This is a genomic window from Terribium retamae (assembly GCF_022347545.1).
GTDB lineage: Bacteria > Pseudomonadota > Alphaproteobacteria > Rhizobiales > Rhizobiaceae > Mesorhizobium > Mesorhizobium retamae.
Genome location: NZ_JAKREW010000001.1, coordinates 454173 through 469955, shown reverse-complemented (window position 1 = coordinate 469955; position 15783 = coordinate 454173). Strand labels below are relative to the sequence as shown.

Sequence of the window (15783 nt, the reverse complement as noted above, 5' to 3'; positions counted from 1 at the left end):
TTTCCAGCCGGATGATTTGCCGGCATGTTGGTGGCGTGCTCGGATCGCGGTATGTTTCGCTGAGCCAGGGTGGGAAAGCCATGGGTATTGTGATCATTGTCGCTGCGATAGCGCTGGCTCTTGGGGGAGTGATGGCGCTTTTTCTGCGTGCCGATCCCAAAGCCATGGCTGCTAATGCGCGCGCTGCTTTGCCGATCTTTCTGGGTTTTTCCGGACTCGCCATCCTTGCAGCCGGCCGTGCCGGTTTTGGACTGCTTGCCCTAGCTGCAGCCGGCTCATTTTACATGATGTTTCGCAAGGAACGCCCGGTGAAGACGCCTGAAGCGCGCCATTCCCTTGTGCGTACTGCCGCTTTGGAAATGGAACTCGACCACGATACCGGCCGATTGGAAGGGCTGGTTTTGGCAGGCGGTAGTGAAGGCAAGATGCTGTGCGCCATGGGGCTGGCCGAATTAGGGCAGCTCTATCATGAATTGGCAGTCGATCCCGATAGCACGCAGCTTCTAGAGACGTATCTTGACGGCCGTTTTCCCACCTGGCGCCTCGACACGCAGACGTATCGTGGCGAGCGGCTGGGCGTTGCGCCAGGTCCGGGCGCCATGACTAAGGAGGAGGCCTACAAGATCCTTGGTCTTGAAGCGGGCGCCGCCGCGACGGATGTCCGCAAGGCGCACCGCCGCTTGATGCAGCGCCTGCACCCCGATGTCGGAAACGCGTCGTTCCTGGCGGCGCGGATCAACGAAGCCAAGGACGTCCTGCTCTCCAATCACCACTAATCTCCTTCGATAAGATACGTTTCCGGGAGAATCCGATTACTGCTGGACGGCAAAGCAGGAGATGCTCTTCCGCTTGAGCGCGTTGCAGGCCTTCCACGCCGCTTCCTTGGTTTCGAAGCCGAAGCGGGCGCGATAATAGGTGGTGCCGTCCTTGTCGAAGGCGACTGTATAGCCGGAAGCCTTGGCCAGCAGGCGCCCAGCCTGCTTGGCGACCTTGTCCAACTGCGCCTTGGCATCTTCCTCGCGCGGCGCCGATGCGATCTGCACAGCCCAGCCGTTGGAAGAGATTGCACTTGGGGTGACCGAAGCGGTTGCGAGACGATCGATGGGGTTTTCCTCTACAGGCGCATAGGCCTGAAAGACCGGAAGCTCGCTCGGAATGGGCGAGTCGACAGCAGACGCGGTCACAGGAGCGGCGGCTGCTATCACCTTCTTGCGCGACGGCTTGGTCTTCGGAGTCTCGACAACCGCTTCAGCGACAACTTCATTGGCGACGGTTTCGTCGGCGGAAGCGACGAGCGTTTCAGGCTTTTCATCCGGAGTCGGGGCATTTTTCTTGGGCAGGAACACATTGGTAATCGCCGCGACTGCCGTATCGCTGGAGGCGCGCGCCACGAGCGGACCAGAGCCGCGGGTCGAGGTCTGCGGCATATAGGTCTGGATCAGCGAAGCCATTTGCTTATCGCGAGCACCGCCGGAGGAGCCGCCCATCACCACGGCGACGAGCTTGCGGTTGCCGTCGGCGACCGAAGAAACCAGGTTGAAGCCGGAGGCGCGTGTGTAACCGGTCTTGATGCCGTCGACACCCTTTATGCGGCCCAGCAGCCGGTTGTGACCGTTGATCCGACGATTGCCGTAGGCGAAGGAGCGCGTGGAGAAATAGCCATAATATTGTGGAAAATGCTCACGCAACGCCATGCCGAGAACCGCCATATCGTGCGCGGTCGTGAACTGACCGGGATCAGGCAAGCCGTTGGCATTGCGGAAAACCGTCGCCTTCATGCCGAGCGCGCGCGCCTTGGACGTCATCATGCGGGCGAAATTAGCTTCCGAGCCACCGAGCATTTCGGCAAGCGCAGTCGACGAATCGTTCGCCGACTTGGTGACCATCGAAAGGATTGCGGTTTCAACGGTGACTGCGCCGCCCTTACGGACGCCCAGTTTCGTCGGCGGTTCGGCGGCAGCTTTGGCCGAAAAGATAACCGGGGTGTTCTTGTTGATTTTCCCGGCGGCGAGCGCCTCGAAGGTTAGGTAAAGCGTCATCATTTTGGTCAGCGACGCTGGATATCGACGCGCATTGGCATCCTTGGAATAGAGCGTCTTACCCGTTTTGGCGTCCACCACGATCGCTGAGGAAGGGGCGGCAAATGCAGAAGCAACATCCGCCACAGCGAAAGTCAGCGCCAACGAAGCGACCATTGAGGTTTTGAGGAGAGAAGAAACGGACTTGGACACGATGCCTGTTAACGCCTGACGCACTGCTGCTTCCTTTGAATTTTGCTTGCACCCCAGGGAGTCGGCAAAGGTCCGACCCCGCATTTGGCCAACCTACTTTAACGCTCGTTACCAATCCGTTTATGGTAACCGCCTCGTTCACCATTTCAGGTGCAGTTGAGGCGAGCTTTATTCGAATCTTAGGAGATGACGGTGCATTCGCGCGGAATTGACTTTTTGTGCAGCGCAACATACATCTTATGCATCGCACAATTCAGCAATCCGCCCGAAAGGAATGCCAGATGAGCCAGACCTACGAGGATTTCAGCAAATACGGCAAGGAATTTGCCGACACCGGCCTGAAGAGCTTCGCTTCGCTCTCTACGGGCGTACAGGCGATCGCCGCCGAAGCAACCGAATACACCAAGAAGAGCTTCGAGAACGGCGCTGCTCATTTCGAGAAGCTGCTTTCGGCCAAGTCGCTGGAAAGCGCGATCGAAATCCAGACCGACTACGCCAAGCAGGCGTATGAGGCTTTCGTGGCAGAAGCCACTAAGATCAGTGAACTCTATGCTGATCTCGCAAAGGACGCCTACAAGCCTTTCGAATCGCTGACGGCGAAGGTGAGGTAAGCATCATTCTCGCCGATTTGTGGGTTTTCCGACCCCACTCAACCAGCCCGGTTGCGCTAGCGCAGCCGGGTTTTTTCATATCCGCCGGCGCGATATCTTCACGTTTGCTAAAAACGATACTGAATGAGGACCTAGCCATATTGTCAGCTAACCAGAAGGGCTTAAAATCCTGCATCGATACCCTACATGTCGGGTTCTGATGGGGATTCGATCCGGAAGGCAGAAATACGTGACCACGGGTAAGACTGCCACGAGCGTGGCGCGAATGCAGAACGGCAGCGACGGTAACGGTACCGGTCGCGGAACAGCCGTCATCACGCGCACCAAAACCAAGACCAAGAAACCCAGCCTTTATCGGGTTCTGATCCTCAACGATGACTATACCCCGATGGAATTCGTGGTTCATGTTCTGGAGCGTTTTTTCCAGAAGGATCGCGAAGCCGCCACGCGCATTATGCTCCATGTCCACAATCACGGTGTGGGCGAATGCGGGGTCTACACCTACGAAGTGGCCGAGACCAAAGTGTCTCAGGTCATGGATTTCGCCCGACAGAACCAACATCCGCTGCAATGCGTGATGGAGAAGAAGTGAGGTAACATGCCGGCTTTCTCCCAAGGCCTGGAAAAGGCGCTGCATCAGGCGCTGACCTTCGCCAACGAACGTCATCATGAATATGCGACGCTCGAACACCTTCTGCTGGCCTTGATCGACGACAACGAGGCAGCCGCGGTCATGCGCGCCTGCAATGTCGATCTCGACGAACTGAAGCAGACCGTTTTGACCTATATCGACACCGAACTCGACAATCTCGTCACAGGTTATGACGAGGATTCAAAGCCGACGGCAGGTTTTCAGCGCGTTATCCAGCGCGCGGTCATCCATGTGCAGTCGTCCGGCCGCGAGGAGGTCTCGGGCGCCAACGTGCTCGTTGCGATCTTCGCCGAGCGCGAAAGCCATGCTGCCTACTTCCTGCAGGAACAGCAGATGACCCGTTACGACGCGGTCAACTACATCTCGCACGGTATCGCCAAACGCCCCGGGGCGTCGGAAAACCGCTCACCGCGCGGTGCGGAAGAAGAGCAGAACGGCGCCAATGGTGCTGAACAGCAGGACGACGGCGGCAAGAAGAAGCAGCAGGACGCGCTGACGGCTTATTGCGTCAATCTCAACAACAAGGCAAAGGCTGGCCGCATCGACCCGCTGATCGGCCGAGCGTCCGAAATCAACCGCACGATCCAGGTATTGTGCCGCCGTTCCAAGAACAATCCGCTCTATGTCGGTGACCCGGGCGTCGGCAAGACTGCGATCGCAGAAGGCCTCGCCAAGCGGATCGTCGAAGGAGACGTGCCGGAAGTTCTGTCCGACGCCACCATCTTCGCGCTCGACATGGGCACGCTGCTGGCCGGTACGCGTTATCGCGGCGATTTCGAGGAACGTCTGAAGCAGGTCGTGAAGGAACTCGAGGACTATCCGGGTGCTATCTTGTTCATCGACGAGATTCACACGGTGATTGGCGCCGGTGCGACCTCGGGCGGTGCGATGGATGCTTCGAACCTGCTCAAGCCGGCTCTGTCGTCTGGGGCGATTCGCTGCATCGGTTCAACGACTTACAAGGAGTTTCGTCAGTTCTTCGAAAAGGACCGTGCGCTCGTGCGCCGGTTCCAGAAGATCGACGTCAACGAGCCGACCGTCGAGGATGCCATCGAGATCATGAAGGGCCTGAAGCCCTATTTCGAGGAGTTCCACAAGGTGAAGTACACCACCGATGCCATAAAGGCTTCGGTAGAGCTTTCGGCGCGTTACATCAACGACCGCAAGCTGCCTGACAAGGCGATCGATGTCATCGATGAGACCGGCGCCTCACAGATGTTGTTGCCCGAGGGCAAGCGCAAGAAGACCATCGGTATCAAGGAGATCGAGGCAACGATCGCCACCATGGCGCGCATCCCGCCGAAGACGGTTTCCGCGGACGACGAGAAGGTGCTTGCCGGCCTCGATGTCGAGCTGAAGCGTGTGGTCTACGGTCAGGATACCGCGATTACCGCGCTCACTTCGGCAATCAAATTGGCACGTGCCGGGTTGCGCGAACCGGAGAAGCCGATCGGTTCCTACCTGTTCTCCGGCCCGACTGGCGTCGGCAAGACCGAGGTGGCCAAGCAGCTTGCCGCTTCGCTTGGCGTGGAGTTGCTGCGCTTCGACATGTCGGAATACATGGAGCGTCATACGGTCTCGCGGCTGATCGGCGCGCCTCCCGGCTATGTCGGATTCGATCAGGGCGGGCTGTTGACCGACGGCGTCGATCAGCATCCGCATTGCGTGCTCCTGCTCGACGAGGTCGAAAAGGCGCATCCGGACCTGTTCAACATCCTGTTGCAGGTCATGGACCACGGCAAACTGACCGACCATAACGGCAAGCAGATCGACTTCCGCAACGTGATCTTGATCATGACCACGAATGCGGGCGCCGCAGATGCGCAACGGGCTGCGATCGGCTTCGGTTCGACTAAGCGCGAGGGTGACGACGTCGAGGCGATCAACCGGCTGTTCACGCCGGAATTCCGCAACCGTCTCGATGCCATTATTCCGTTCGGCTCGCTGCCGGTCCCGGTGGTGCATCAGGTCGTTCAGAAGTTCGTCATGCAACTGGAAGCTCAGCTTTCGGAGCGTGGCGTCACATTCGACCTGTCGAAGGAAGCGATCGCCTGGCTGGCAGACAAGGGCTACGACGAGCGCATGGGCGCGCGTCCGCTCGGCCGCGTCATCCAGGAGCACATCAAGAAGCCGCTGGCCGACGAGGTGTTGTTCGGCAAGTTGAAGCATGGCGGCACAGTGCGCGTCACCGTTGAGAAGAAGGAGACCGGCGAGGCCGGGCTCAAACTCGAGACGCTGGCTGACGAGGCACCGGTGAAACCGAAGAAGGAACCCGAGGAGGACGCGCCGAAGCCACGCAAAGCGGCGGCTAAGAAGGCGGTTGCCAAAAAGTCGGTTGCTTCCAAGCCGGAGCCCAAGGGCAAGGACGGCGGTAAGCGTAGCCTAGTGCCGCAACTGCCGCGCAAAGGTTGATCTGCCTCGAGCAAAAAAAGCCCCGGCAACGGGGCTTTTTTCTTGCCGGGGAATCCAAAATCCGAACCCATCGGAAGGTCGGTCATCGGTACTTGAGCTTTGCGTAGTCGGCAATGCAGCCGTAGCCGCTACGCGCGTCTCCGCCACAATCAGCCATGGGTTCAATTGGCGCTTCGTTGACGAAGCCAGGCTACGACAAAAGGGCGGCTTGCTCACAGATTTCCTGGATTAATGGAAAGGCTGGATGCCGCCTTCCGGTGCGGTCGCATCGGCTGGCTGCACATGCTATGGCCGGTTCATGTCGTTCCCGACCTCCGACGTCGTATCGTCTCACTCGATCTGGTTTCTGCGCGGTGTGCGCGCCGCCGCCTCGCTTCCAGGCCTTATTCTCGTCAGTTCCTTCGTCGGTTTCGCGGCCTTGGCGAAAGATGCCGGCGTTACCGTGACGCAGGCCGCCTTCATGACGGGTTCGGTCTGGGCACTGCCGTCCATGGTCGTACTGGTCGGGGCCATCGTTTCTGGAGCGACACTGCCGGCGGCCGCGCTGGCGGTGACGTTGTCAGCCATACGGCTCATGCCGATGGTGGTCGCACTGGTGCCGGAAATGCGCGCTGAGAGGACACGGCCGTGGGTGCTCTATCTGCTTTCGCATTTCGTGGCAGTAACCTCCTGGGTGGTGGCCATGGACCGGCTAAAGTCCATACCTCGGGAGATGCGCACGGCTTTCTATGCCGGTATCGGCGGCGCGCTGGTGATGGCCAACATCATCGTGGTCACGGCCGTCTATGCAGTGGCGGATGCACTACCATCGACCGTTTCGGCGGCATTGCTAATGCTGACCCCAATGTATTTTCTGACCTCGCTGTGGGGATCGGCGCGGGAGCGGGCAGGGCATGTCGCGATGGTTCTCGGTCTTGGTCTCGGTCCGCTTTTTCATGTGTTGCTGCCGCAATTCGACCTGCTCGCGGCAGGACTGATCGGTGGAGCTGCCGCCTATGCTTGGCATCTGTGGCGGCGCAAGGATCGTGGCGCATGAGCTATTTTTCCAACAACAGTTGGTGGTGGCCCTATGTTTTCATCCTCGTCGGCGGGTTCGCGGCCACCGACTTCTGGCGCTTCCTCGGCGTCTATCTCGGCGGCAAGATTTCCGAAGATTCCGATGTTCTGGTGCTTGTCCGCACCATGGCCACCGCGCTTGTGGCAGCCGTCATAGGCAATCTCATTGTCTTTCCAGGCGGCGCGCTGGCGCACACTTCACCTGCTTTGCGTGTCGCCGCGGCTGCCCTGGGCTTTGCCGCCTATCTGATATCGGGCAAGCGCATGATCATCGGCATCCTGGCAGCCGAGCTTATCCTGGTGCTCGGTCTCCAGCTCGCTCTGTAATCACAGCCGGATGCTGGTCTTCAGATTTCAGCCAAGCTTGCCGGTGTCCGCCGTTGCAGGACAAAACCGGTGACTTTCCAGGTCACTGCCGCCAGCAACGCTCCAGCATATCCATCCACGGCATAGTGCCAACCAAGCACAACTGAACCCACCATGATCACCGCAGCGAACATCCACAGCAAAGCTCCTGCCAGCCGCGAGCGGCGTATCGCATAGAGTGCAATCAGAACGGCAGTTGCCACATGCATGGACGGGAAGGCCGAAATACCGGCGCTGCCCGGGCGAGCGCCGGTATAGCCGTCCCATAGCGTATCCTGCGTCGAAAGAGCCCAGATCGGATAATGGCGATTGGCGGTCTCAAGGGCAGTCATCAGCGGCTGGTAATCTAAGCTGAGGCCGAGTCGGGCAAGGAAGCATGGGCCGGCGGAGGAGAATACCGTCGCAAGAAAGAAGCCGCCGCCCAGCCAAAGCAGCATCAAACTCCACAGAAAGCGATGCCGCAGCCGGCTATCATGTGCTGCGAAGGACGTTGCGAACATGGCCGCGAGCAGCACCACGAACCAGAAATTATAAGCGAAATTGACCAGCCACAGAACGAACGGCGCGCCGGTCAACCAGGGCAACCATTCGTAAGGTGCTCTACCGAAATGCAGAACCTTGTCGGCAGAATCCAGTGTAAGATCCCAGGAAAAGGGATGAAATAGGACTATCGCGCCCTTCAGTGTGGAAAACGATATCGCGAATAGGGTCAGCACAACAAACCCATTGATGCCGTTGGCGAGTCTCTCGCCATCGGCAAAGACCGGACCAAACGAACGGATGAAGGCGCCCAGCGGTGCCGGATGGCGCTCGACAACTGCAAGCTGGAACAGGCGGATAAGTGCAAAGATGCAACCACAGATCCAGGCCGCGGACAAAAAATAGAATCCGTAATCGAGAACGATAGCCACGTCCGGCATATTGCCGGTTTTCAGCCAAGCGGCGGTTGCCAGTCCAAATGTCGCAGCAGCGAAACCATGCAACTTGCGGTGTTGCCAGACAGCGCGCGTCAGATGGTTGCCGAATATTCGATGAAGCGGCAAGGCCCCGTCCGCCTGCATCGCACACCCCTTTCATGAGCCCCGTAAGGTGAAAGGTTGCAGATCGGCTTTACAATTCCCCTAACGAGGAGGTGCAACTTCTTCGCTTTGCTGGCTTTTGCGGCATTGAGGAATAGGCGCGCCGGGAGACGCAGCTCATTACGCCGTTCTCAGAGCCGACTTGATCTTCTCGGCATCGGCAGCCAGCACGTCCGGCTTTTCCATCTCGCCGCTATGCGGCTTCAACGGTATGCCGTCGAAGCGCGGGATGACGTGCACATGCAGGTGGTAGACGGTCTGGCCGGAGGCTGGTTCGTTGAACTGCATAATGGTGACACCGTCGGCGGAGAATGCTTTCTTCACCGCCTGAGCTACCTTCTGGACGACGGAAAAAAGCGGAGCCAGGGTGGCTGCATCGGCATCGAGCAGGTTGCGCGACGGCGCGCGCGGCACCACCAGCGTATGCCCCTTGCCTTGTGGCATGACGTCCATGAAGGCGATAACCGCATCGTCCTCGTAGACGCGATGCGAAGGGATCTCTCCACGCAACAGCTTGGCGAAGATGTTGGTATCGTCATAGCTCATGGTGTGCCTCTCGTGGTCTCTCGGCGATGCGGTTATGCGTGCTGAGGTTGCACGAAAACGGCCGGCGGAAAAGCATGTTGCGAAACTATCTCTACCTCATCGTGGCGATCCTGTTCGAGGTGGTCGCTACCACCGCACTCAAGGAGACGCACGGATTCACAAGGCTGGGCCCATCGCTCGTGTCGATCGCCGGATATGCGCTGGCCTTTTATTTCCTGTCATTGCCGTTGCGTGCGATGCCGGTCGGTATCGTCTACGCTTTATGGTGTGCCGCCGGCATCGTTTTGATTACCGCCATCGGCTGGATCTGGTTCCGGCAGGCGCTCGACATGCCGGCTCTGGCCGGTATCGGCCTTATCATGGCCGGGGTGGTGGTGATCAATCTGTTTTCAAAGACCGTGGTGCATTGAGACAGGGTTCATCAGCTGCCGGCTCGCTTTTGCGGAAGGGCGTGTGCTCGGTCAGATAGTCGGCCATCGCCGCTACCTCGCGGCGTTCGCGGGCAAGATAATCGGCAACGGCACGCCTGAGACCAGGATGGGCAATGTAATGTGCGGAATGCACTGTCACCGGCCGGTAGCCGCGCGCCAATTTGTGCTCGCCTTGTGCTCCGGCCTCGACCACTTTCAATTTCTTCTCGATCGCGAAGTCGATCGCCTGATGATAGCAGACCTCGAAATGCAGAAAGGGATGGTCCTCGATGCAGCCCCAGTTTCGGCCATAAAGTGTGTCTGAGCCAATGAAGTTGATGGCGCCGGCGATATAACGGCCATTGCGTTTGGCCATCACCAGCAAAATGTCGTCGGCCATCCGCTCGCCGATCAGCGAGAAGAAGCGACGGTTGAGGTAAGGCCGGCCCCATTTGCGGCTGCCCGTGTCCATATAGAAGGCAAAAAAGTCGTCCCAGGCGCGCTCGCTGATATCCTTGCCCGTGAGCCGGTCGATGGTGATCCCTGCGCCAAGCGCCTCACGGCGTTCTTTCTTCAGCGCCTTGCGTTTTCGGGATGCCAGAGTGGCCAGAAAATCATCATAGTCGCCATAGGCTTCATTGAAGAAGTGAAACTGCTGGTCGGTCCTGTGCAGGAAGCCGGCAGCCTGTAGCGTGGCGATATCGTCCTCGTCGGCAAAGGTGACATGGGCCGATGACACCCCGAGCTGGTCGGTGACCAGTTTCAGCCCAGCCGCCAGTCCGGCTTTCACGGTGCCGGCATTTTCGTTCCCGGTACTCAGCAAACGGGGGCCCGTCGCCGGAGTGAACGGTACGGAACATTGCAGCTTGGGATAATAGCGACCGCCGGCTCGCTCGAAGGCATCAGCCCAGCCATGATCGAAAACGTACTCGCCCTGGCTGTGCGATTTTACATAGGAAGGGATGGCACCAAGCAATTTCCCTTCGGCCGATTCCAGCCTCAGATGGTGACCCTGCCAGCCCGTTCGCGAGATTGCGCAGCCGGATTCTTCCAGGGAGCTCAGAAAATCAAACGAGATGAAGGGATTATAGCCGGTTTCCGATGTTCTTGTCGTGCCGCCGAAGCTTGCCCATTCCTCGCTGGTAAAGGCGTTTATGCTGGCGGCTATGCGCACGGCATAGCCTGCCTCGTCCTGTTCCTTCACGTCTTCGCCATGGTCCATGGCCTGTTACTTATGGTCCATTGAGGCGGGTGCAAGATGGCGTCATGCAACCCGTATGTGATCGGGTTCGAATCCTTCGAATGTCATCTGGTCGGCATATTTGAAAGTGAGGTCGATTGCCGGCTGATCACGGATGGTCCAGGTGATGACCGGCATGCCGAGCTTTTCACGCACGAAGGAAACAAAACGGTTGGGCAGGTCGCCTGCAGCATAGGACGTGAAGGCAATGCCGTGCGCCAGCATGGAGAAATGCGCTTCGATCTCGTGGCTGCCGGTGCCGTAGGCAGTCAAGCCGCCGGGAATGCCCGGCGCCTCGGTTTCGAACTCGCGGATCAGCCAGTGGTCGAAGGACATGATCGCGACCTGGCCGTCATAACGCTTCAGCAAGCGTCCGACGGCCTTGACCAGGCCAGCGTCGTGGCCGGGCGTACCTTTGATTTCGACGATAAGCGGCACGCGACCGTCGACGAGATCCAGCAACTCGCGCAGTGTGGGAGGATGATCTTCGGTGCCCCCGACGCGCAGTTGAGCCATCTCAGAGGCGGTACGCTGCCATACGAACCCTTCCGTGCCGGTCAGCCGGCGAAGATCGTCGTCATGGATGACGACAGGCACGCCATCGGCGGTCAGATGCACGTCGCATTCGATGGCATAACCGCGCTCGATAGCGGCGGAGAAGGCGGAAAGCGTGTTCTCCCAGCACTTATCGTTGAGGTCGTGAAAGCCGCGATGCGCGATAGGACGGGCGGTCAGCCAGGATATGTCGGTCATGACAGGCCTATTCGACTTCCAGGATCGCTTCGATCTCGACGGGTGCGTTGAGCGGCAGGGAGGCGCTCCCAACCGCAGAGCGGGCATGTTTGCCCTTTTCGCCGAGCACGGCGGCCAGAAGATCCGAGGCGCCGTTGGCGACAAGATGCTGTTCGACGAAATCGGGCGCCGACGCGACAAAGACAGTGATCTTGACCACCCGGCGGATCTTTTCGAGATCGCCGAGGGCGGCCCTTGCCTGAGCCAGGATATTGACCGCACAATATTTGGCGGCTTCCTGCCCAACTGCAACATCGACATCGCGACCGAGAAGGCCGGTGGACGTGAGCTTGCCGTCCCTCAACGGCAACTGCCCGGAGGTCAGCAGCAAATTGCCGGTCCGGGAAAAAGCGACGTAATTCGCGACCGGTGCTGCAGGTGTCGGCAAGGTGATGCCGAGGTCGCTTAGCCGCTTTTCGATTGTCTCGCCCATGGTAATTCCTTATTGCTGGGAGGTGTCGCGTTGGTTGGGTTGGAAACTGCATTGTTTGACACGCTTCCGCCACGACTTTTTGTGATGTGGATTATCTTTCTGCGGCTCTGCGGGAGCTGCGACGACCGGAGCTGCCCATGCGCGTGACGCGCCTTCTCGCCAGTGCTTTCCTTGTCTCTGCCGCTCTGCCTGCCTTGCCGGTCCTGGCCGCGCCGATGTTGCAGCCGCACCGTGCCGTCTATGATCTCGCACTGGAAAAGGCTTCCGACCGATCCGGTATCACCGGCTTGTCGGGGCGGATGGTCTACGAATTCAACGGTTCGCCTTGTGAGGGCTACACCGTGAAGTTCCGGTTCGTGACGCAGATCGCCACGAGTGACAACAACACGCGCCTCACCGATCAACAGACGACGACTTTCGAGGATGCGCAGGGCAAAACGTTTTCCTTTGTCACGAAGTCCTTTGTCGACCAGTCGATGGACAAGGAAGTGAAGGGCACTGCGACTAAGGAGCCCCAGGACCTCAAGGTGGAATTGGACAAGCCGGAAAAGAAGACGCTGGAGCTCACGGCGACACAGTTTCCGACACAACATCTGGTCGAACTGATCGGCAAGGCCGAGAAGGGCGAGACTTTCTACGAGACCAGCCTTTATGACGGCTCCGATACGGCCGACAAGGTGATGACGACGACCGTCGTGGTTGGAAAGGCCGCCGAGGCGGTGAAGGATGATCCAGAGCTGTCGGTCCTCGCAAAGCTGAGCAAGGACAAGTATTGGCCGGTCGACATCGCGTATTTCGATCAGACCGACAAAGCGAGCGGCGAGGAACTGCCATCCTACCGTATCTCCTTCAAATTGCACGAGAACGGGCTGACACGGGATCTCACCATGGACTATGGCGACTTCTCGATGACCGGCAAGCTGGTCAACCTGTCGCTGTTCGACACGCCACAGAAGCCCTGCAAGCAGTAGCGCGCTGCTGCAGGCGCCATGGCGATCTATGTTGATGCGGCGATCTGGAAATGGGCTGGCCATCGCTGGTGCCATCTCCTCGCCGATGAGATCGAGGAATTGCATGGTTTCGCCGCCCAGCTCGGCGTGAAGCGTTCTTCCTATCAGGGGCCACCGAAGACATCGGCGCCGCATTACGATATTACCGGCTTTGAACGCGACCGCGCGGTGCGGCTTGGCGCCATCGAATGCAGCCGCGAGGAAATCGTCGCCGTATTCCGGCGTGTCCGTGTCAAGAACGGGAAGGTGAGGATATGACGCTGGCTGACTTTCTTGCCTATAGCACTGCGGTCGTATTGGCAGCGATGACGCCCGGGCCGGCGATGTTTGCGGTGATTACCAACGGTGTGTCGCGTGGTTTTGCGCGCGCGTTTACCGCTGGTCTGGGAGTGGCGGCCGGCGATGCGGTTCTGGTCACGATGGCGCTGCTTGGTCTGGTCACTCTGGTGCAAACGTTTGAATGGATCTTCCTGGTCCTTAAATATGCCGGCGCCGCTTACCTGATCTATCTTGGCGTTAAGATGTGGCGCTCCGCGGCGGCTCAGGCGGAAGATGGTGGCAAGGGCGAGGTTCGTCCGCTCCTTCGTGCTTGGCGCGTCGATCGCACTCGGCAATCCCAAGGCGATCCTGTTTCACGCCTCGATCATGCCGTTGATCCTGGATCTCAACGCGATGACCTTCGCTGACGGCCTTGTGGTGGTTGCAGTCGTGGTTTCGGCGAACATTCTAACGATGGGGGTGTACGCGGCGCTTTCGGGGCGTGCTTCGCGTCGGTTCCGCGTGCCGTCACGGATGCGGTTGATGAACCGCGTAGCCGGTGGCGCCATGATCGGCACGGGAGCGTTCATCGCGGCGCGGTAGTGAACACACAGCCAGGAGGCTTGCTTTTGCGCTGCAACACCGGTATAGGCGCGACCATTCCACACACGGGCTTTGGTGTCTGTCCGGGAGAAATCCGGCTGAAACCTCCGGTGGCGGCTCAGGCAAACCCCGAAAAGCAATGCGCTTTCGACCCGGTTTTCCAGAAACCGTCAAATGTCCGTGGAGGTCAACCGGAAAGGAACTAGACAATGGCATTGCCAGATTTCAGCATGCGCCAGCTTCTTGAGGCTGGTGCTCACTTCGGCCACCAGACCCACCGCTGGAACCCGAAGATGGCGCCCTACATCTACGGCGCTCGCAACAATATCCACATCATCGACCTGTCGCAGACCGTGCCGCTGTTGCACCAGGCGCTGAAGCAGGTTTCCGACGTGGTAGCGCGCGGCGGTCGCGTGCTGTTCGTCGGCACCAAGCGCCAGGCTTCCGACATCGTCGCCGACGCTGCGCAGCGCTCCGCACAGTATTACGTCAATTCGCGTTGGCTGGGCGGCATGCTCACCAACTGGAAGACGATCTCGAACTCGATCCAGCGTCTGCGCAAGCTTGACGACCTGCTCTCCGGCGGTGAAGCCCAGGGCTTCACCAAGAAGGAGCGCCTGAACCTCGATCGTGAGCGCGAGAAGCTGAACAAGGCTCTCGGTGGCATCAAGGACATGGGCTCGACCCCGGACCTGATGTTCGTGATCGACACCAACAAGGAAGCGAACGCCATTCTCGAGGCCAAGCGCCTCGGTATTCCGGTGGTCGCGATCATCGATTCGAACTGCGATCCGGACAAGATCGACTTCCCGATCCCAGGCAACGATGACGCTGCTCGCGCCATCCAGCTCTACTGCGACCTGATCGCCAAGGCTGCTATCGACGGCATCGCCCGTCAGCAGGGCGCGCTGGGCGTTGACATCGGCGCCGCTGCTGAAGCTCCGGTCGAGCCGGTCCTCGGCGAGACCCCGGCCGGCGAAACCCCGGAAGCATAAGGCATTTTGCAGCCAGGTGGCATCACTTGGCATCGAGCAAACGCTCCAAGTCGAAGGCCGCCTCAGGCCTTCATCAATTTCATATCTTGGCGCGCTAAGCGCCTGAACGCGGCGCATCATCGAAGAATCGATGGTGCGCCAGCCTATTGCGAAACAAAGAGGCGACAATGAGCATTTCAGCAGCACAGGTCAAAGAACTGCGCGACCTCACCGGCGCGGGCATGATGGACTGCAAGGCGGCCCTGGCCGAAACCAACGGCGATATGGAAGCGGCTGTCGACTGGTTGCGCGCGAAGGGCATCGCCAAAGCTGACAAGAAGGCCGGCCGTACGGCTGCCGAAGGTCTGATCGCTGTCGACGCGGGCGTGCGCGAAGCCGCGATCGTCGAAGTCAACTCCGAGACGGACTTCGTTGCCCGCAACGATGCCTTCCAGGAGATCGTGGCTAATGTCGCCAAGGTTGCCTTGGCCTATGGCAAGACCGAGGCCGTTGCCGCTGCCAAATATCCGGGTTCCGACAAGAGCGTCACCGACACCATCAAGGACGCCGTTGGCACCATCGGCGAAAACCTCGGCTTCCGTCGTTCCGACAAGCTGACAGTCTCTGAGGGCGCGGTCGCGACCTACATCCACAACGCGGTTGCCGACAATCTCGGCAAGCTCGGCGTACTGGTTGCCATCGAGACCACGGGCGACGCGCACAAGGCCAGCGCTTTCGCGCGCCAGGTTGCCATGCATGTTGCGGCCACCAACCCTCTGTCGCTCGACGTCGACGCGCTGGATCAGGCAGCTGTCGAGCGTGAGCGTGCGATCTTCTCCGAGCAGGCACGCGCTTCCGGAAAGCCGGAAAACGTTATCGAGAAGATGATCGAAGGTCGCCTGCGCAAGTTCTACGAGGAAGTCGTGCTGCTGAAGCAGGCCTTCGTGCTCAACCCCGACCTGACGGTCGAGCAGGCCCTGAAGGCCGCAGAGAAGGAAATCGGCGCTCCGGCCAAGATCTCCGCTTACCTGCGCTTTGCGCTTGGCGAAGGCATCGAGAAAGAAGAGAGCGATTTCGCAGCCGAGGTTGCGGCCGCGGTCAAGAAGTAAT

Annotated in this window: 19 protein-coding genes; 13 read left to right on the top strand and 6 right to left on the bottom strand. The window is 59.4% G+C overall.

The window, feature by feature from the left end; genetic code table 11:
• Positions 1-80 precede the first annotated feature (80 nt).
• Positions 81-776, top strand: coding sequence for a DnaJ domain-containing protein (locus L4923_RS02140; RefSeq protein ID WP_239361753.1), 696 nt, complete (start codon positions 81-83; stop codon positions 774-776).
• A 36-nt stretch (positions 777-812) separates the two neighbouring features.
• Here the strand turns inward: L4923_RS02140 and L4923_RS02135 are convergent, their stop codons facing one another.
• Positions 813-2255 carry an SPOR domain-containing protein gene (locus L4923_RS02135; RefSeq protein WP_239361752.1) on the bottom strand — a complete coding sequence of 481 codons (1443 nt, stop codon included), beginning with the start codon at positions 2253-2255 and terminating at the stop codon, positions 813-815.
• A 257-nt stretch (positions 2256-2512) separates the two neighbouring features.
• On the opposite strand from L4923_RS02135, the gene L4923_RS02130 reads away from it, so the two are divergent.
• The 5 genes from L4923_RS02130 (at position 2513) to L4923_RS02110 (ending at position 7289) form a co-directional block, all read left to right on the top strand.
• The gene (locus L4923_RS02130) at positions 2513-2842 is read left to right on the top strand and encodes a phasin family protein (protein WP_239361750.1); all 330 of its coding nucleotides are present in this window, start codon (positions 2513-2515) and stop codon (positions 2840-2842) included.
• 265 nt (positions 2843-3107) lie between these two features.
• Positions 3108-3434, top strand: a complete 327-nt coding sequence (gene clpS / locus L4923_RS02125; protein ID WP_165358363.1) for an ATP-dependent Clp protease adapter ClpS — start codon at positions 3108-3110, stop codon at positions 3432-3434.
• A 6-nt stretch (positions 3435-3440) separates the two neighbouring features.
• Entirely contained in the window at positions 3441-5906 is a 2466-nt protein-coding gene (clpA, locus tag L4923_RS02120) for an ATP-dependent Clp protease ATP-binding subunit ClpA (RefSeq protein ID WP_239361748.1), read from the top strand.
• A 298-nt stretch (positions 5907-6204) separates the two neighbouring features.
• Entirely contained in the window at positions 6205-6942 is a 738-nt protein-coding gene (locus L4923_RS02115; protein ID WP_239362053.1) for an AzlC family ABC transporter permease, read from the top strand.
• Positions 6939-7289: an AzlD domain-containing protein gene (locus tag L4923_RS02110; protein ID WP_239361746.1), complete on the top strand. Its 351-nt coding sequence runs from the start codon at positions 6939-6941 to the stop codon at positions 7287-7289. Before L4923_RS02115 ends, L4923_RS02110 begins: the two co-directional genes overlap by 4 nt.
• Before the next feature lie 20 nt (positions 7290-7309).
• Here L4923_RS02110 and L4923_RS02105 read toward each other — a convergent pair whose 3' ends face one another.
• Complete coding sequence (locus L4923_RS02105) at positions 7310-8389, bottom strand: phosphatase PAP2 family protein (RefSeq protein ID WP_239361744.1); 1080 nt, start codon at positions 8387-8389, stop codon at positions 7310-7312.
• A gap of 138 nt (positions 8390-8527) precedes the next feature.
• A complete protein-coding gene (locus L4923_RS02100) occupies positions 8528-8953 on the bottom strand; it encodes an HIT family protein (RefSeq protein ID WP_239361742.1) in 426 nt (141 codons plus the stop codon).
• Between the two features lie 77 nt (positions 8954-9030).
• On the opposite strand from L4923_RS02100, the gene L4923_RS02095 reads away from it, so the two are divergent.
• Entirely contained in the window at positions 9031-9363 is a 333-nt protein-coding gene (locus L4923_RS02095) for a DMT family transporter (protein WP_239362052.1), read from the top strand.
• Here the strand turns inward: L4923_RS02095 and L4923_RS02090 are convergent.
• The 3 genes from L4923_RS02090 to L4923_RS02080 are packed head-to-tail and all read right to left on the bottom strand — an operon-like array spanning position 9332 to position 11828.
• Complete coding sequence (locus tag L4923_RS02090; RefSeq protein ID WP_239361740.1) at positions 9332-10585, bottom strand: GNAT family N-acetyltransferase; 1254 nt, start codon at positions 10583-10585, stop codon at positions 9332-9334. The genes L4923_RS02095 and L4923_RS02090 overlap by 32 nt on opposite strands.
• A gap of 42 nt (positions 10586-10627) precedes the next feature.
• Positions 10628-11356, bottom strand: coding sequence for a glycerophosphodiester phosphodiesterase (locus L4923_RS02085; RefSeq protein ID WP_239361738.1), 729 nt, complete (start codon positions 11354-11356; stop codon positions 10628-10630).
• A 7-nt stretch (positions 11357-11363) separates the two neighbouring features.
• Entirely contained in the window at positions 11364-11828 is a 465-nt protein-coding gene (locus tag L4923_RS02080; protein ID WP_239361736.1) for a RidA family protein, read from the bottom strand.
• 137 nt (positions 11829-11965) lie between these two features.
• Between L4923_RS02080 and L4923_RS02075 the strand changes: the two genes are divergently transcribed.
• The 6 genes from L4923_RS02075 (at position 11966) to tsf (ending at position 15782) form a co-directional block, all read left to right on the top strand.
• Positions 11966-12799 carry a cell envelope integrity EipB family protein gene (locus L4923_RS02075; RefSeq protein WP_239361734.1) on the top strand — a complete coding sequence of 278 codons (834 nt, stop codon included), beginning with the start codon at positions 11966-11968 and terminating at the stop codon, positions 12797-12799.
• 18 nt (positions 12800-12817) lie between these two features.
• Complete coding sequence (locus L4923_RS02070; protein ID WP_239361732.1) at positions 12818-13096, top strand: DUF4031 domain-containing protein; 279 nt, start codon at positions 12818-12820, stop codon at positions 13094-13096.
• Positions 13093-13524 (top strand): LysE family translocator, encoded by a 432-nt coding sequence (locus L4923_RS31045; RefSeq protein WP_343302638.1) that lies wholly within the window; start codon positions 13093-13095, stop codon positions 13522-13524. The genes L4923_RS02070 and L4923_RS31045 overlap by 4 nt, the downstream gene beginning before the upstream one ends.
• Positions 13424-13699 (top strand): LysE family transporter, encoded by a 276-nt coding sequence (locus L4923_RS30860; RefSeq protein WP_343302637.1) that lies wholly within the window; start codon positions 13424-13426, stop codon positions 13697-13699. Before L4923_RS31045 ends, L4923_RS30860 begins: the two co-directional genes overlap by 101 nt.
• A 209-nt stretch (positions 13700-13908) precedes the next feature.
• A complete protein-coding gene (gene rpsB / locus L4923_RS02060) occupies positions 13909-14694 on the top strand; it encodes a 30S ribosomal protein S2 (protein WP_239361730.1) in 786 nt (261 codons plus the stop codon).
• Positions 14695-14861: 167 nt separating this feature from the next.
• Positions 14862-15782 carry a translation elongation factor Ts gene (gene tsf / locus L4923_RS02055; protein WP_239361729.1) on the top strand — a complete coding sequence of 307 codons (921 nt, stop codon included), beginning with the start codon at positions 14862-14864 and terminating at the stop codon, positions 15780-15782.
• The last annotated feature ends 1 nt before the right edge of the window (position 15783 follow it).

Excerpts from the sequence above, each read along its gene's own strand:
- L4923_RS02085 (WP_239361738.1), bottom strand. The coding sequence starts at position 11,356 with ATGACCGACATATCCTGGCTGACCGCCCGTCCTATCGCGCATCGCGGC.
- rpsB (WP_239361730.1), top strand. The coding sequence starts at position 13,909 with ATGGCATTGCCAGATTTCAGCATGCGCCAGCTTCTTGAGGCTGGTGCT.
- L4923_RS02075 (WP_239361734.1), top strand. The coding sequence starts at position 11,966 with ATGCGCGTGACGCGCCTTCTCGCCAGTGCTTTCCTTGTCTCTGCCGCT.
- L4923_RS02100 (WP_239361742.1), bottom strand. The coding sequence starts at position 8,953 with ATGAGCTATGACGATACCAACATCTTCGCCAAGCTGTTGCGTGGAGAG.
- clpS (WP_165358363.1), top strand. The coding sequence starts at position 3,108 with ATGCAGAACGGCAGCGACGGTAACGGTACCGGTCGCGGAACAGCCGTC.
- L4923_RS02070 (WP_239361732.1), top strand. The coding sequence starts at position 12,818 with ATGGCGATCTATGTTGATGCGGCGATCTGGAAATGGGCTGGCCATCGC.
- L4923_RS31045 (WP_343302638.1), top strand. The coding sequence starts at position 13,093 with ATGACGCTGGCTGACTTTCTTGCCTATAGCACTGCGGTCGTATTGGCA.
- clpA (WP_239361748.1), top strand. The coding sequence starts at position 3,441 with ATGCCGGCTTTCTCCCAAGGCCTGGAAAAGGCGCTGCATCAGGCGCTG.
- tsf (WP_239361729.1), top strand. The coding sequence starts at position 14,862 with ATGAGCATTTCAGCAGCACAGGTCAAAGAACTGCGCGACCTCACCGGC.
- L4923_RS02090 (WP_239361740.1), bottom strand. The coding sequence starts at position 10,585 with ATGGACCATGGCGAAGACGTGAAGGAACAGGACGAGGCAGGCTATGCC.
- L4923_RS02110 (WP_239361746.1), top strand. The coding sequence starts at position 6,939 with ATGAGCTATTTTTCCAACAACAGTTGGTGGTGGCCCTATGTTTTCATC.
- L4923_RS02115 (WP_239362053.1), top strand. The coding sequence starts at position 6,205 with ATGTCGTTCCCGACCTCCGACGTCGTATCGTCTCACTCGATCTGGTTT.
- L4923_RS02080 (WP_239361736.1), bottom strand. The coding sequence starts at position 11,828 with ATGGGCGAGACAATCGAAAAGCGGCTAAGCGACCTCGGCATCACCTTG.
- L4923_RS02140 (WP_239361753.1), top strand. The coding sequence starts at position 81 with ATGGGTATTGTGATCATTGTCGCTGCGATAGCGCTGGCTCTTGGGGGA.
- L4923_RS02105 (WP_239361744.1), bottom strand. The coding sequence starts at position 8,389 with ATGCAGGCGGACGGGGCCTTGCCGCTTCATCGAATATTCGGCAACCAT.
- L4923_RS02130 (WP_239361750.1), top strand. The coding sequence starts at position 2,513 with ATGAGCCAGACCTACGAGGATTTCAGCAAATACGGCAAGGAATTTGCC.